Annotated in this window: 8 protein-coding genes; 5 read left to right on the top strand and 3 right to left on the bottom strand. The window is 67.0% G+C overall.

Features of this window, described 5'->3' with window-relative positions; translation table 11 throughout:
• Positions 1–15: 15 nt before the first annotated feature.
• Genes TPA0908_RS17325 through TPA0908_RS17315 form a run of 3 tightly spaced genes read right to left on the bottom strand, consistent with a single transcriptional unit; the run spans position 16 to position 1,567 of the window.
• Positions 16–174 (bottom strand): hypothetical protein, encoded by a 159-nt coding sequence (locus TPA0908_RS17325; protein WP_281939199.1) that lies wholly within the window; start codon positions 172–174, stop codon positions 16–18.
• A 6-nt stretch (positions 175–180) separates the two neighbouring features.
• Positions 181–687 carry a GNAT family N-acetyltransferase gene (locus TPA0908_RS17320; protein ID WP_281939197.1) on the bottom strand — a complete coding sequence of 169 codons (507 nt, stop codon included), beginning with the start codon at positions 685–687 and terminating at the stop codon, positions 181–183.
• A gap of 22 nt (positions 688–709) precedes the next feature.
• A complete protein-coding gene (locus tag TPA0908_RS17315; RefSeq protein WP_458575194.1) occupies positions 710–1,567 on the bottom strand; it encodes a TauD/TfdA family dioxygenase in 858 nt (285 codons plus the stop codon).
• Positions 1,568–2,051: 484 nt separating this feature from the next.
• Here TPA0908_RS17315 and gntD point away from each other — a divergent pair, with 484 nt between their 5' ends.
• The 5 genes from gntD to TPA0908_RS17290 all read left to right on the top strand — a co-directional run bounded on the left by gntD (position 2,052) and on the right by TPA0908_RS17290 (position 16,632).
• Entirely contained in the window at positions 2,052–3,119 is a 1,068-nt protein-coding gene (gene gntD / locus TPA0908_RS17310; protein ID WP_281939193.1) for a guanitoxin biosynthesis L-enduracididine beta-hydroxylase GntD, read from the top strand.
• Between the two features lie 77 nt (positions 3,120–3,196).
• Positions 3,197–13,408 (top strand): non-ribosomal peptide synthetase, encoded by a 10,212-nt coding sequence (locus TPA0908_RS17305; protein WP_281939191.1) that lies wholly within the window; start codon positions 3,197–3,199, stop codon positions 13,406–13,408.
• Complete coding sequence (locus TPA0908_RS17300) at positions 13,405–14,376, top strand: pyridoxal-phosphate dependent enzyme (RefSeq protein WP_281939190.1); 972 nt, start codon at positions 13,405–13,407, stop codon at positions 14,374–14,376. Before TPA0908_RS17305 ends, TPA0908_RS17300 begins: the two co-directional genes overlap by 4 nt.
• Positions 14,369–15,415 carry a 2,3-diaminopropionate biosynthesis protein SbnB gene (gene sbnB, locus TPA0908_RS17295; RefSeq protein WP_281939188.1) on the top strand — a complete coding sequence of 349 codons (1,047 nt, stop codon included), beginning with the start codon at positions 14,369–14,371 and terminating at the stop codon, positions 15,413–15,415. Before TPA0908_RS17300 ends, sbnB begins: the two co-directional genes overlap by 8 nt.
• Entirely contained in the window at positions 15,412–16,632 is a 1,221-nt protein-coding gene (locus tag TPA0908_RS17290; RefSeq protein ID WP_281939186.1) for an arginine deiminase, read from the top strand. Before sbnB ends, TPA0908_RS17290 begins: the two co-directional genes overlap by 4 nt.
• Positions 16,633–16,634: the final 2 nt, after the last annotated feature.

The raw sequence follows: 16,634 nt of genomic DNA, 5'->3' as shown, positions 1-16,634 counted from the left end.
CCTTCTGGCTTGCCACTAGTCCTGATCGCGCTCGCCCGGGTGCCGGGCTACGTGCATGGCCTCGCGGACCTGGTCGCTTGAGCAGTTCCGGCCACGGCCCCGGCCCGCGCCCTCCTCGACGCCGGGCACGGCCGCCGACGCGTCGATGGCCGCCACGCTCTCCCTCGTGGTCACTTCGTGCTATCCGTCTGAGCGTTCTCCGGCCGGTCGCGTCGGCTTGGGGGCATGAGTCATGACCACCAGCACGTCGCCGGGCCGAACGGGGTCGGGGACGATGACCTCGATCCGGAATCCCTCCGACTCGTACAGCGCCCTGGCGCGGTTGTTGCCGACCCGCACGTCAAGCCAGACCTGCTGCGCGCGGTGTTGCTGGTAGGCCCGGGCAACGGCGGCACGGAGCAACGCCCGGCCGTGCCCGGCCCCCCGATGTCGGTGGGAGACGACGATCCGCCGCAGTTCCACCCGCCCGGCCCCGGACCGCAGGCCCGCCAGGACCACGAAGCCCACCGGCTCGTCGTCGATACGGGCCACCAACTGCTCCTGGTCGGCATCGGCCAGCGCCCGGTCGTGGAACCGCGGGCCGGTCTCGCCGAGGTAGACGGCGGTGTCGGGGTCCGTCTCCGCCGCCACCATCGCGGCAAGGTCGTCGGCCGCGCCCGGCCGGACCTCCAACGCATCGGTCGGCATCACTGCTCTCGCCGCCCGGGAATCAGGGCTCGACCGGGGCGTTGGACGCCTCAGCCATCGAGATCGCGATACGTCGGGGACCGCTGTAGGGCTCTCGGCCATGCGCGGTCAGCATGTTGTCGATCACCACCAGGTCGTCCCGCTGCCAGTCGAACCGCGTCCAGGCGGACCGGTACGCCTCCTGAAGGTGCTTGACGACGTCGTCCGGGATCCGCCCACCGTCGCCGTAGTAGCTGTTGCTGGGCAGGTCGTCCTCGCCGAACATCTCCAGCATCAAGTCTCGATACAGCGCCGGGACGGTGTTGACGTGGAAGAACGTGGCGTGGTTGAACCACACCCGCGCACCTGTCACGGGGTGGGTCCGGACGACCTCTCGCACGGCCCTGGTCCGTAATCTGTTCTCGCCGATCCACTCCACCTGGATGCCCTGGCCGGCGCAGTAGCGCTCGACCTCGGCCCGGTTCTCGGTGTCGTAGAAGTACTGCCAGGTGCCACCCATGTCGCCGAAGTTGCGCACATACATCCACTTGCGCGCGATGAACTCCGCCACCACCGCCGGATCAATGTTGGCCAGGACCTTGCGTACGTCCGCGAACGGCGTGGCTCCCTGAGTCTCCGCGGGGTGCAGGCAGTAGAAGTAGACCTTCAGCGGCCAGTGCGTCTGGTACGAGCACTCGTTGTGCAGGAAGATCTCCTCGGCCTGCGGATACTCCGTGGAGGTGAACACCTTTCCGGAAAGGTTGGTCCGCGGCGACGAGCGCTCGGTGTAGTCCAAGGCCGCGCCGGAGAGCGCCCGCACGACCTCGCCGAGTCCGTCGACGCCCCCCACGTCGAACCCACGAAACAGGACGGCGCCCCGCTGGGTGATGAGGTGGCGCATCTCCGGACGGTTTGCCTGGATCGTTCCGAGAATCGATTCACCGGCGATGCCGGGTTCGATGACGGCCGGTAGTCCGCCGTCAGGAAGTTCGGATGCCTTCATGGGTCGCCACCTTCCACTGGGACCTGCGCTGGAACGTTCGTCGGGACGGGTGACACCGATTGGTCAGCGTGCGGCCAGTCTGTGCGACCACCATCGATGATGTCAACTGCTGGTTAGAAGTCTCGGTTCACCCCTCCCCTCGGTCGAGCCGACCGTCGGCGAGCGGACAACCCTGGGAATCATCAGATACCGCCTGCTCAGCCGCGATTGACTGACGCTCGAGACCCCACACGCCCCATCGAGCCACAAAAATCTGCCGACAACCTCTGTCGCACTGCCTATCCGTCAGTTAGGTTCCGTGTCAATGGAGAGTTCACTCCGGACAGGCCGGCGCATCGACGTCCATACCTTGGTCGGCCCTCACCACGGATGGAGAAGACCCATGTCCAAGCTCGGCACCGCCGTCCTCGACGCGAAGGAGGCGAGCCCGGCACTCGACACTCCTGTCGAGTACCGGCTGTCCACCACCGAGGTACGCGACCTGCTCGCGCTCGCTCGCGAACTCGACGATGCACAGGCGTACCCGTCGGAGGCCGCCTTCTACGACTGCGCGGTTCAGCACTCCCATCGCATGCCGCAGGGGCTACGCGCCTTCCTCGAGGACTTCCGGCGCGGCGAGCCCTCGGCGGCGGCACTCATCAAGGGCTTCCCGGTCGACGATCTGGCAGTCGGCCCCACGCCGGCTCACTGGCATGACGTTCCCCGCTTCTCGACGACGACGACGGAGGAGCGCCTGCTGGGGCTCGTCGGCCTGGCGCTCGGCGACCCGTTCACCTGGTCCACCCTGCAGAACGGCCGGATGATCCAGAACGTGCTGCCCATCCGGGGCGAGGAGTTTCAGCAGAGTGGACACAGCAGCGAGACGCTGCTGGAGTGGCACACCGAGGACGGGTTCCACCCCTATCGCTGCGACTACCTTCTGCTGCTGGGCATCCGGAACATCGATCGGGTGCCCACCACGCTCGCCTCCGTGAAGGACGTCGAGCTGGCGCCGGAGCACGCGGCGGCGCTGTTCGAGGAACGCTTCCTGATCCTGCCCGACGACGAGCACGTACGGCAGCTCGCCACCCAGGTGTCCGGCCACCCCGGGCTGTCGCGCATGCAGCAGATGCGTGAGGAACCGCCGGCTGTCGCCGTGCTCTTCGGCGACCCGGAAGCTCCCTACCTTCGCATCGATCCCTTCTTCATGTGCTGCGCCGATCCCGAGGATCGACTGGCTGAGCAGGCGCTCGCCGAGCTGGCCGACCAACTGGAGGCCGCGCGGCAGGACGTGGTCGTCGAGGCCGGCACGCTCTGCATCATCGACAACTTCCGTGCCGTCCACGGCCGCAGGGCTTTCCAGGCCCGGTACGACGGCAAGGACCGCTGGCTGAAGAAGCTCGTCGTCACCCGCGACCTCCGCAAATCGCGTGACCACCGCACGTCCGTGACCGGTCGCGTTCTCTACTGACCGGTCGTCACCACACCGACGTGGCTCGACGGCATGGCTGCGATCACCTCTCTGCCCGACCGCTGATGGGAAACGGCATGCACGATAACGACGAACTTCTGGCTCAGCTGACCACCCGGCTGCTGGCACCGAGGGCCGCTGACGCTCCCACGCCGGTGGCGCGTGATCCGCGGGGTTGTCCCCTGTCCTTCGCGCAGCAGCGACTCTGGTTCCTCGACCAACTCAAGCCGGGCAGCCAGGAATACCTCATGCCCCTCACCCTGCACGTCCAGGGCCACCTCAACACCGACGCACTCGAAGCCGCCGTCTCCCACGTCATCGCCCGCCACGAAGTGCTCCGCACCCGACTCATCACCGACGACACCGGCCAACCCCGCCAAATCATCGGCCAACCCCAACCCATCCACACCCACTACGGACCCGCCGACCTCACCACACCCTTCAACCTCGCCACCGGACCCCTCCTACGACTGTCCATCGACAACACCGGCCCCGACGAACACCTCGTCGTACTCACCATGCATCACATCATCGCCGACGGCTGGTCACTGAGCCTCCTCGCCAACGAAATCAGCGAGCACTACCGCGCCACCACCGAAAACCGGCCACCAAACCTGCCCACCCTCCCCCTGCAATACGCCGACTACGCCAACTGGCAACGCCAATGGCTCACCGGCCCCCAACTCGACACCCAACTGCACTACTGGCGACACCACCTCGCCAACCTCGAACCCCTCGAACTCCCCACCGACCGACCCCGCCCACCCATCCGCACCGGCACCGGCACCGCCATCACCTTCACCATCGCCCACCACACCACCACCGCCCTACACACCCTCACCAACAACACCGGCACCACCCTGTTCATGGCCCTACTCGCCACCTTCCAACTCGTCCTGTCCCGCTGGTCCGGCCAACACGACATCGCCGTCGGCACACCCATCGCCGGCCGCAACCGAGCCGAAATCGAAAACCTCATCGGCTTCTTCGTCAACACCCTCGTCATGCGCACCCACATCGACCCCCACACCACCTTCACCGACCTGCTCCACCACACCAAAGAAACCGCCCTCGACGCCTACGCCCACCAAGACCTCCCCTTCGAACGCCTCGTCGAAGACCTCACCCCCCAACGCGACCTCTCCCGCCACCCACTCTTCGACGTCATGTTCGCGATCGGAGACACGGCATCCGACGACTGGCACCTGCCCGGCGCGGTCTGCACCCCGGTCAAGGACTCCTTCACGCCCGCCAAGTTCGACCTGTCGATGTTCGTCAAGCAGACGGAGACCGGCCTGGTCGGTGAGCTGGTCTATTCGACGGACCTCTTCGACGAATCGACGGCCCGGCGTCTGGCCGACCATTTCACCGCGCTCCTCACCGCCGCGGTGCGCACGCCGCAGCGGCCACTGTCCGAGTTGCGCATGGTGTCCGACGCGGAGCGCGAGTATGTGCTCGAGGCGGGAGCCGGCCCGCGCAGCCCGGTCGGTGACGACTTCATTCCCGCGCTGGTCGAGCGCATCGCCCAGGCGGAACCGGACCGGGTCGCCCTGGTCTGCGGTGACACTCGGCTCACCTATCGCGAACTCGTCGCGGCCGCCAACCGGCTGGCGCACCGGCTTCTCGCGGCAGGCGCCGGACCCGACGTGCCCATCGCCGTTTGTCTCGAGCGCAACGCCCTGGCGATCATCGCCATGCTGGGCATCCTCAAGGCCGGGTCGGCGTACGTGCCCCTCGATCCCGCTCACCCGCCGCAGCGGCTGGCCCAACTCCTGGACGACACGGCGGCGCCCCTGCTCCTGTCCCAACAGAGCCTCATCGGGCACCTGCCGGCCACGCGAGCGGTCGTCCTCCCGATGGACGCGGCCGAGCCGAATGCCGCGGCGTGGCCAGCCACCGCTCCGGCGGTGACCATCAGCGGCAACGACCTGGCCTACATCATCTACACATCCGGTTCGACGGGCGCGCCCAAGGGCGTGCAGATCGAGCACCGGTCCTTCCTGACCCGCATGCTGGGCATGCGCACGGAGTATGGTCTGGTCCCCGGCGACCGCATGCTCCAGTTCGTCTCCTTCTCCTTCGACGTCTCCGTGGAGCAGATCTTCATCCCGCTCATCACGGGCGCGACAATCGTCATGCGCGGGGAGGAGTGGGAAGCCGACACCCTCATCGATCTGATCCGGCGCGAACAGATCACGGTGGCCGGCATGCCTCCGGCCGTGTGGGAGACGATCCTGCCCCGGCTCCCGCGACCGGGCGTCGGCTTCGGCGGCCAGCTGCGTCTCATGTGCCTGGGTGGAGCACCGATCCCGCCGCCCCTGCTGGCCGAGTGGTTCCGGCTGGTCGATGTGCCCATCCTCAACGCGTACGGTCCCACGGAGATCACGGTCACGGCGACCACGCACCTGATGAGCCGTCCGACGGACCGGGTGCTGATCGGCAAGCCCGTCGCCAACACGGACGTCCTGGTGCTCGACGGTCACGGACAGCCCGTACCGGTGGGCGTCACCGGAGAGCTGTTCATCGGTGGCCCCTGCGTGGCGCGCGGCTATCTGAACCAGCCCGAGCTGACGGAGCAGCGATTCGTCGATCCGGGCGAGGCCGGCGGCGGCGGGCGCTTCTACCGGACGGGAGACCTCGTCCGCTGGGACGCCACCGGATCGCTGGAATACCTGGGACGCGTCGACGACCAGGTCAAGATCCGGGGGTTCCGCATCGAGGTCGGCGAGATCGAGGCGGCGATCCTGGATGCGCCCGGCGTGACCGGAGCCGTCGTCGGCGTCCACGAGGACGCCCATCAGGGCAAGCGGCTCGTGGGATACGTCGTCGGCGGCGCCGTCGCGGAGGTGCGGCGCCACCTCCTCGATCGGCTGCCGGAATTCATGGTGCCGTCGATCTTCGTCCCCATGGACGCCCTGCCGTTGACGACCAACGGAAAGGTTGACCGTCGCTCGCTGCCCGCGCCTGACCTGGACACGTTGCGGCCGGCCGAGACCTACCTGGCACCACGTAACGCGCTCGAGGCCACGCTGTGCGCGGTCTGGAGCGACATCCTGGGAGCCGAACGGGTCGGCGTCCATGACAACTTCTTCGCACTCGGCGGCCATTCGCTGCTGGCGACCCGGCTCACCGCCCTGATCCTGCAGGACACCGGATGCGTCGTGTCGGTGCGCGATCTCTTCGAGCGACCCACGGTCGCCGGGCTGGCCGACCGCATGGGGCACGCGGCTCCGGCCGACGTCGCCGAGCCGATCCCGGCCCGGGGCGACACGGCACCCGCCGTGGTCTCCTTCTCGCAGGAACGCCTGTGGTTCCTGGACCAGCTGAATCCAGGCACCGCCTCGTACATCATGCCCGTCGCGGTGCGTCTGCGCGGGGAGCTGTCAGTTCCGCTGCTGGAGAGCGCCCTCACCCGGGTGCTGGCGCGCCACTCGCCACTACGCACAAGAATGACCATGGACGCCGACGGAGCCCTTGTCGCCATCGTCGACGAGCCTCGGGAATTCAGGTTCGAGGGCCGCACCCTCGACTCCGCCCCCGACCTGGCCGAGATCGCCACGACACCCTTCGACCTGGCACACGAGCACCCGATACGGGCAAGCCTGCATCGCGTCGGGCCGCACGAGCACGTCTTGGTGCTGTGTCTGCATCATGTGGCGGCTGATGGTTGGTCGTTGGGTGTGCTGGCCCGTGAGATCAGCGAGTTCTATTCCGCGGCGGTGTCGGGGCGTGCGCCAGTGGTGGCGTCGTTGCCGATTCAGTACGCGGATTTCGCAGCCTGGCAGCGTGGGTGGCTGGCGGGTCCGGTTCTTGAGGACCAGTTGTCGTACTGGCGGTCGGCATTGGAGGGAGTGGAGCCGCTGGAGCTGCCCACCGACCGGCCACGGCCGCCTCAGCCCAGCGGCACCGGCGCCACAATCAGCTTCTCCGTCGACGAGGCGACGACAACCGGCTTGCGCGAACTCGCGCAGGCGCAGGGCGCCAGCCTGTTCATGGTGTTGCTCGCGGCCTTCCATCTGGTTCTCTCCCGCTGGTCCGGCCAGGCGGATGTCGCGGTCGGGACCTGGACCGCGGGACGGCAGCGGCCCGAGACGGAGAACCTCGTCGGCCTCTTCCTCAACCTGCTGGTCCTGCGTTCCCGGATCTCCAGCGAGCTCACCTTCGACGAGTTGCTCGCAACGGTCCGGGAGACCACGCTCGACGCCTACGCCCATCAGGATCTGCCCTTCGAGCGGCTGGTCGAGGAACTCAAGCCGACCCGCGAGATGTCGCGAACGCCGCTCTTCCAGGCGGTGCTCGCGCTGCAGAACATGCCGGAGACCGGCTGGAGCCTGGCCGGGCTGACCGCCGATCCCGTCGCCGTCGAGGAGACCAGCGCGGCATACGAACTGTCCTGCGTAGCCGTCGAGGGGGACGACGGATCGCTGAGGTGCGAGCTCGTCTATGCGGTTGATCTGTTCGACGAGGTCACCATGCAACGACTGGTCGGACACTTCCAAACCCTGCTACACGCCGTGAGCACCCACCCCGACAAACCCCTGGCCCAACTGTCCATGCTCACCACCGACGAGCGGAACGCCCTCCACACCTGGAACAACACCCACACCACCGTGCCCGACCTGCTCCTGCACGAACTACTCGACAACCACAACGGCGACCCCCACGCCACCGCCATCATCTGCGGCGACCAACGACTCACCTTCACCGAACTACGCCACCGCTCCAACCAACTCGCCCACCACCTACAAACCCTCGGCGCCGCCCCCGGCACCATCGTGGCCCTCTGCATGCACCGCAGCATCGACATGGCCATCGCCCTACTGGCCATCCTCAAAACCGGCGCCGCCTACACCCCCCTCGACCCCGACCACCCCCACGACCGCCTCGCCTGGCTCCTACACGACACCGCCGCACCCCTGGTCCTCACCCAACAACACCTCACCACCCGCATCCCCCACGGCACCCACCACACCCTCACCATCGACACCCTCACCACCACCCTCAACACCCAACCCACCACCCCACCCAAAACCACCACCACACCCACCGACCTCGCCTACGTCATCTACACCTCCGGCTCAACCGGCCAACCCAAAGGCGTCCAGATCCACCACCACGGCATCGTGTCCTACCTAGCCGGCATGCAACACCTCTTCCCCCTCACCCCCAACGACGCCTTCCTCCAAGCCACCCCCCTCACCTTCGACGTCTCCGTCTACGAAATGTTCTGGCCCTGGCACGCCGGCGCCACCGTCGTCCTCGTCGAACCCGAACACCACCTCGACATGACCCACTACGCCAACCTCATCGACCACCACCACATCACCGGCCTACACCTCGTACCCAGCCTCCTACAACGCTTCCTCGACGACACCACCACACGCCCCCTCCCCACCCTGCGCTACACCTTCGCCAGCGGCGAACACCTACCCACCACCCTCACCCAACAATTCCACCAACACCACCACCACCACCTCATCAACCTCTACGGCGCCACCGAAGTCTCCGTCGACACCACCTACTGGCACGCCCACCCCGGCACCCCCACCTCAGCCGGACACCCCATGCCCAACCAACGCGTGCACATCCTCGCCCCCGACGGATCCGAAGCCCCCACCGGCGCCACCGGCGAAATCTGCCTCGCCGGCAACAGCCTCGCCCACGGCTACCACAACCGCCCCGACCTCACCACCACCCACTTCACCCCCCACCCCGCACACCCCCACACCCGCATCTACCACACCGGCGACCTCGGCCGCCGCCACCACAACGGCACCCTCACCCTCATCGGCCGCACCGACACCCAAATCAAACTCCACGGCACCCGCATCGAACTCGCCGAAATCGAAACCCACCTCCGCACCCACCCCGCCATCAAAGAAACCACCGTCCAACACCACCAACACCACCTCACCGCCTACTACACCCACCACCACCCCACCACCCCCAACGACCTCCGCCACCACCTCGCCAAAACCCTCCCCACCACCCACCTACCCACCCACTACATCCCCCTCGACCACCTCCCCCTCACCCCCAACGGCAAAATCGACACCCACCAACTCCCCACCCCCACCCACCAACCCACCCACCCCCACACCACACCCAGAAACCCCCTCGAACAAGCCATCACCACCATCTGGCAAACCACCCTCAAACACCCCAACCCCATCAGCATCCACGACAACTTCTTCACCCTCGGCGGCCACTCGCTCCTCGCCACCCGAGTGATATCGCAGATGCGCAGTTTGACGAATGTCGAAATTCCGGTCCGTCAGTTGTTCGACACGCCAACCATCGCCGGGTTGGCGGAGTTCGTCGCCCATTCGTTGGACGTCGGTCCGAACGACCTCCCGCTGGTCGCGGTGGCGCGTGATCCGCGGGGTTGTCCCCTGTCCTTCGCGCAGCAGCGACTCTGGTTCCTCGACCAACTCAAGCCGGGCAGCCAGGAATACCTCATGCCCCTCACCCTGCACGTCCAGGGCCACCTCAACACCGACGCACTCGAAGCCGCCGTCTCCCACGTCATCGCCCGCCACGAAGTGCTCCGCACCCGACTCATCACCGACGACACCGGCCAACCCCGCCAAATCATCGGCCAACCCCAACCCATCCACACCCACTACGGACCCGCCGACCTCACCACACCCTTCAACCTCGCCACCGGACCCCTCCTACGACTGTCCATCGACAACACCGGCCCCGACGAACACCTCGTCGTACTCACCATGCATCACATCATCGCCGACGGCTGGTCACTGAGCCTCCTCGCCAACGAAATCAGCGAGCACTACCGCGCCACCACCGAAAACCGGCCACCAAACCTGCCCACCCTCCCCCTGCAATACGCCGACTACGCCAACTGGCAACGCCAATGGCTCACCGGCCCCCAACTCGACACCCAACTGCACTACTGGCGACACCACCTCGCCAACCTCGAACCCCTCGAACTCCCCACCGACCGACCCCGCCCACCCATCCGCACCGGCACCGGCACCGCCATCACCTTCACCATCGCCCACCACACCACCACCGCCCTACACACCCTCACCAACAACACCGGCACCACCCTGTTCATGGCCCTACTCGCCACCTTCCAACTCGTCCTGTCCCGCTGGTCCGGCCAACACGACATCGCCGTCGGCACACCCATCGCCGGCCGCAACCGAGCCGAAATCGAAAACCTCATCGGCTTCTTCGTCAACACCCTCGTCATGCGCACCCACATCGACCCCCACACCACCTTCACCGACCTGCTCCACCACACCAAAGAAACCGCCCTCGACGCCTACGCCCACCAAGACCTCCCCTTCGAACGCCTCGTCGAAGACCTCACCCCCCAACGCGACCTCTCCCGCCACCCACTCTTCGACGTCATGTTCGTGCTGCAGAACAACACCGGAGACGAGGAATGGCATCTCCCCGGTAGCAGCGCACGCTTCCGGAGCACTGCCAGAAGCGCGGCGAAGTTCGACATCACGCTCAGCCTCAGCGAAGAGCCGAACGGCTTGGAGGCAGAGTTGGAGTATGCGGTTGATCTGTTCGACGAGGTCACCATGCAACGACTGGTCGGACACTTCCAAACCCTGCTACACGCCGTGAGCACCCACCCCGACAAACCCCTGGCCCAACTGTCCATGCTCACCACCCAGGAACGCCACCAACTACTCACCGAATGGAACAACACCCACCAACCAGTCCCCGACGTGCTCATGCACGAACTCCTGCACTTCACCGACCCCCACGCCACCGCCATCACCCACGACAACCACCAACTCACCTTCGGCGAACTCGACACCCGCGCCAACCAACTCGCCCACCACCTACAAACCCTCGGCGCCACACCAGACACCCTCATCGCCCTGTGCACCGACCGATCACCCGAAATGATCATCGGCCTACTCGCCATCCTCCGCTCCGGCGCCGCCTTCACCCCCCTCGACCCCGACCACCCCCACGACCGCCTCGCCTGGCTCCTGCACGACACCCAAGCCCCAATCGTGCTCACCACCGAGCACCTCCACCACCGACTCCCCACCGGCACCCACCACCTCATCCGCCTCGACACCGACTGGCCCACCATCACCAACCACCCCACCACCCCACCCAAAACCACCACCACCACCACCAACCTCGCCTACGTCATCTACACCTCCGGCTCCACCGGACACCCCAAAGGCGTCCAAATCGAACACCGCGGCATCGTCAACTACCTCCACTGGGCCACCCACCACTACCCCCCACACCCCCACACCACCGGCACCCTCCTGCACTCACCAGCCACCTTCGACCTCACCATCACCAGCCTCTTCCTCCCCCTCATCCACAACCTCCCCATCACCATCTCCACCCACCAACCCCCCTTCCAAACCACAGCCCTCACCACCACCAGCCACACCCTCATCAAAGCCACCCCCAGCCACCTCGAACTCCTCACCCAAACCACCCCCCACCCCCACACCCCCATCAACATCCACAACCTCGTCATCGGCGGCGAAGCACTCACCACCAGCCTCGCCACCGCCATCCGCGCCATCACCACCCCCCACACCACCATCACCAACGAATACGGCGCCACCGAAGGATCCGTCGCCAACGTCGTGTTCCAGATCCGCGGCGACGCCGACGCGGACTGGAAGGCGCTCCCCGCGACCGACCTGCCGGTGGGTAAGCCGATCGCCAACACCGAGGCGCACGTCATGACCGCCGACGGCAACCTCGCTCCCGTCGGCGTGGTCGGTGAGGTCCTGCTGGGCGGCGTCTGTCTCGCTCGCGGGTACGTCAACCGGCCGGAACTCACCGCCGAACGGTTCATCAAGCATCCCTGGAGCGACGATCCGCAGGCGCGTCTCTATCGGACGGGGGACCTCGGCAGATGGCGCCCCGACGGCAACCTCGAATACCTCGGCCGCATCGACAACCAGATCAAACTCCGCGGCTACCGGATCGAACTCGGCGAAATCGAAGCCACCCTCCGCCGCCACGACCACATCACCGAAGCCGTCGTCATCGCCCGCGAACACGCCCCCGGCGACAAACGACTCGTCGCCTACCTCACCACCCCCACCGACTCACCCACCCCCACCCCCGAAGAACTCCACACCTTCACCACCCGCACCCTGCCCGACTACATGACCCCCACCGCATTCCACATCCTCGACCACCTCCCCCTCACCCCCAACGGCAAAGTCGACCGCCACGCCCTACCCACCCTCAACACCACCACCACCACCCGCCCACCACACACCTACACCCCACCCCGCAACGACCACGAACGTCGGATCGCCGAGGTCTGGGAGAACGTGCTCGGAGTCGAGTCGGTCGGTGCGGACGACAATTTCTTCACCCTGGGCGGTGATTCGCTGCGCGCCGTCCGAGCCGTCAATCTGCTCCGCCAGTGCGACATCGAGATCGAACTGCAGAGCATCTTTCGCCACCAGACCGTCGCGGCGCTCGCCTCGGCGCTCGGCACGACAGCACAGCCCAGCAGCGTGACCCTTGTGCCCCTGGCGTCGGCGCCGGAGGACAAGCCGACCATCTTCTTCGTCCATCCCAGTGGCGGCGGCGTCGCCTCGTACGCGCTCCTCGCCGGCCGACTCGCCGGAGAGGCGACGGTGCTGGCAATCGACGCCAGCGACACGGATCCCGTCGACGACGTGTCGGTCATGGCCCGCGCCTACCTCGACCGCATCGTCGCACACCAGCCGAGCGGCCCGTACCGGCTGCTGGGGTGGTCGTTCGGCGGACTGGTGGCACTCGAGATCGCCCACCTGCTCAACGAGTCGGGGTACCAGGTCGATCTCCTCACCATCGTCGACTCGGCACTGGCCGAGGGAGAAGTCGGCGGCCGTCTGAAGGAGACGCACGACACGGTGTTGTCGCTGTCGGACAAGGTGGCGCGAGCTCTTGCGGATCCCTCGGAGCTTCCCGGCCCGCAGTTCTTCAACCCCGAGATGGAGCGGCTCAACATGCCGCTCGAGCTGGTCGACGGTGGCTTGGCACAATTCGCATCGCTGATCGCGGCAGAGCTGGCACACGGCATTGCGGGGCTCGACCACAAGGCACAGCCCGCAGAATGTCCCATCACTTTCTACGAGGCTTCGGAACACACGTGGCCGACGCGCTTGTGGACCTCCTGGCGCCCGCTCGCTCCGGACATCCGGGTCGTGAGCGTCACCGGCGATCATCACTCGATCATGCGGGCACCCGCGGTGTTCGACATGGCGGCCGATCTGGTCGAGGTCATCCGCGCGATTCCTCCGGCATCATCCCTTAGGGAGAGGCAATGATTTTCGACGACGTGCACAGCGTGATCCTCGACGACATCTTCCTCAGACTCGACGGGTTCCGTCCCGGCGACGACGTCTTCCTCAAGCTGGAGGGTCTGAATCCGGCGGGTTCCATCAAGATCAAGACTGCGGTGGCGCTCGTCGCGAGCGTGGAGAACGGCCAGCCACTGCCCTACGGAACACCCCTCATCGAATCGTCGTCAGGGAACCTTGGTGTCGCACTCAGTGTCGTGTGCGCGGCCAAGCGCTACCGGCTCACCATCGTGACCGACGTCAACACGACGCCCTCGGCGGTGAGCACCATGCGGGCGTTGGGCACCGAGGTGATCGTCGTCGACGAGCCGGACCCCATGGGCGGGTTCCTGCACACCCGCATCAACACGATTCGCCGCATGCTGGCCGCGGACCCCCGTCTCGTCTGGTTCAACCAGTACGCGAACCCGGCCAACAAGCAGGCACACCGTGACACCACAGCGGCCAGCATGTATGCCAACCTGGGCCATTCGGACGTCTGGGTGGTCGGAGTGGGCACCGCCGGCACCCTGATGGGCCTGCTCGAGTTCAAGCGCGCACACGGCCTGAGAACGACGGTGGTGGCCGTCGACGCCGCGGGCTCGGTCACGTTCGGCGGGCCGCCCGGCAGACGGCACATTCCCGGCCTGGGCGCCAGCCGGCGACCCGAGTTGTACGAGGACGCGGGGGACTTCGAGAGGGTCGTCGTCTCCGAGCCCGAGACCATCGAGGTCTGCCGCCTCGTCGCCCGCCGATACGGCCTGGTCGTCGGCGGCTCCACCGGATCGGTCCTGGCCGCGGCACGGCGACTCGAGTGCGGCGCCCCCGGCAAGCGCATCGCCGTCGTCTCTCCCGACATGGGCGAGAAGTATCTGAATTCCATCTACTCGGACAGCTGGGTGCAGAACCGATATTCGGCCTCGGACCACATCATTTCGGAGAGCGTCAATGTTTGAGTTCAACGTCGTGCCCGGCGACGTGGTGAGCGAGATCCTCGCGGCCGACCTCGACCGGGTCAGGTCGATCGTCGCCGACACCTATGCCGCCCACCACGCCGATCTGGTCATCAATCCGGACAGCTACTTCCTGCGCTTCCCGGACCGGCCGGACTCCCGCATCATCGCGCTACCGGCCAAGCTGGGTGGGGTGCACCGTGCCGTCGGCATCAAGTGGATCTCGAGCTTTCCCGCCAACGTCGGGCGGGGGATCCCACGTGCGTCCGCGGTGCTCATCCTCAACGACTGCGAGACCGGTTATCCGATCGCCTGCCTCGAGGCCGGCGGCATCAGCGCGGCGCGCACGGCGGCTTCCGCCGCGCTGGCCGGACAGGTCCTTGTACCGCCCGGGGCTCGTACGTACGCGTTCGTCGGCGCGGGTGTGATCGCCCGGACGATCTTCGATCACCTTCGGGCAGCGGGCTTGCCCATGAGCGAAGCCCTGTGCCACGACAAGGACGCGCGCAGTCTGGACAGCTTCGCCGAGCACATCCGGCAGCGCGGCCCGGCAACGGTCCGGCGCACCGATCTGACCACCGCCCTCACCGCGGACGTCGTGGTCTTCGCGACGACCGCGCCGACTCCGTACGTATCCGCGGACACCCGGCTGCGGCCCGACCAGATCGTCCTCAACATCTCGCTGCGGGACCTCCCGCCCGAGGTCATCGTGTCGGCCAACAACGTGCTCGACGACGTCGAGCACTGCATGAAGGCGGACACCTCCCCCCACCTGGCGGAGCAGATGACACACGGTCGTAACTTCGTGACCGGCACGCTCCAGCAGGTCATCCGCGGCGAGGCACGCACCCTGCCGGATCGGGCGACGATCTTCTCCCCCTTCGGGCTGGGCGTGCTCGACGTCGCCCTCGGCTCCTACGTGCTGACCACTGCCATGACCGCCGGGCGAGCGATTCCGATCCCCCGGTTCTTCGGGCAGACCGAGCGATGGCCGGCGCCTTCTCTCACGCGGATCGCAGCCCAGGAAGAGGTTATGCAGTGACCGGGACAAATAGTTATGACGGCCGTAGCACCGACGTCTACAGCGAAGTCGCGCCGTTGCGGACGATCCTGCTGCACCGCCCCGGCCGGGAGCTGAATCGCCTCACGCCGCGCAACAACGACGCCCTGCTCTTCGACGGGGTTCCCTGGGTCGAACGGGCCCAGGAGGAGCATGACGCCTTCGCCGACGTCCTGCGCGCCCGCGGCGTCGAGGTGCTCATGGTGGGCGAGTTGCTCGCCGAGACGCTGCAGAACCCGCCAGCCCGGACGCAGGCCATCGAGTCGGCGGTGGGCAACCCCCGGCTCGGCCCTCGGTTGCGGTCCTACCTCAGCGACCATCTCGACTCGATGAGCCCGTTCGAGCTGGCCGAGACGCTGATCGCCGGGATCGCCAAGGCGGAGCTGCCGCATGGCGCGGGACTGGTCTTCGCGAACCTCGGCGCTCGGGACTTCGTCCTCAGCCCGCTGCCGAACATGATGTTCACCCGCGACTCATCGGTGTGGTTCGGCGAGGAGGTCGCGGTCACCTCTCTCGCCACGCCGGCGCGCGTCCGGGAATCGGCGATCACGGAACTGATCTACAGTTTCCACCCCCGCTTCGCGGCAGCCTCCCGGGTGTACGGCCCCGAACTGGAGACCTTGGAAGGGGGCGACGTCCTGCTGTTGGCGCCCGGTGTGGTCGCGGTCGGCATGGGCGGCCGGACGGACGTGGCCGGCGCCGAGCGACTGGCCGGACGGTTGCTGGAGCGCGGGCACGCGCAGACCGTCGTCGCGGTCGCGATCCCACACGAACGCGCCACCATCCACCTCGACACGCTATGCACCATGGTCGATGTCGACACCGTCATCCCGTACCCGGAGCTCGTCGACTCCGCCGCCGCCTACACGCTCACCGCGGACGGCGAGGGTGGCGTGCGGATCGACGGCCCGAAACCGTTCCTGACGGCCGCCGCCGCCGCCATGGGCATCGATCGCCTGCGGGTCGTCGAGCCCTGCTCGGATGCCGTCATCGCCGAGCGTGAGCAGTGGGATGACGCCCACAACACCCTAGCCCTCTCTCCAGGAGTCGTCGTGGCCTACGAACGCAACAAGCATGCGAATTCCCTGCTCGAGAAGGCGGGGATCGAAGTCATTCCGATCGCTGGGTCGGAGATGGGATCAGGACGGGGTGGTCCACGGTGCCTCTCCTGTGCCGTGTCGCGGTCGTGGGAGGTGTGAGG

Origin of the sequence: Micromonospora sp. AKA38 (assembly GCF_027925725.1) — a bacterium.
In the GTDB taxonomy this organism is placed as follows: Bacteria; Actinomycetota; Actinomycetes; order Mycobacteriales; family Micromonosporaceae; genus Micromonospora.
This window is presented reverse-complemented; position numbering and strand designations above follow the sequence as displayed.

Bases quoted from the DNA above. Each gene is read 5' to 3' on its own strand.
- TPA0908_RS17320 (WP_281939197.1), bottom strand. From the start codon at position 687: ATGCCGACCGATGCGTTGGAGGTCCGGCCGGGCGCGGCCGACGACCTT.
- sbnB (WP_281939188.1), top strand. From the start codon at position 14,369: ATGTTTGAGTTCAACGTCGTGCCCGGCGACGTGGTGAGCGAGATCCTC.
- TPA0908_RS17305 (WP_281939191.1), top strand. From the start codon at position 3,197: ATGCACGATAACGACGAACTTCTGGCTCAGCTGACCACCCGGCTGCTG.
- TPA0908_RS17315 (WP_458575194.1), bottom strand. From the start codon at position 1,567: ATGCGCCACCTCATCACCCAGCGGGGCGCCGTCCTGTTTCGTGGGTTC.
- TPA0908_RS17300 (WP_281939190.1), top strand. From the start codon at position 13,405: ATGATTTTCGACGACGTGCACAGCGTGATCCTCGACGACATCTTCCTC.
- gntD (WP_281939193.1), top strand. From the start codon at position 2,052: ATGTCCAAGCTCGGCACCGCCGTCCTCGACGCGAAGGAGGCGAGCCCG.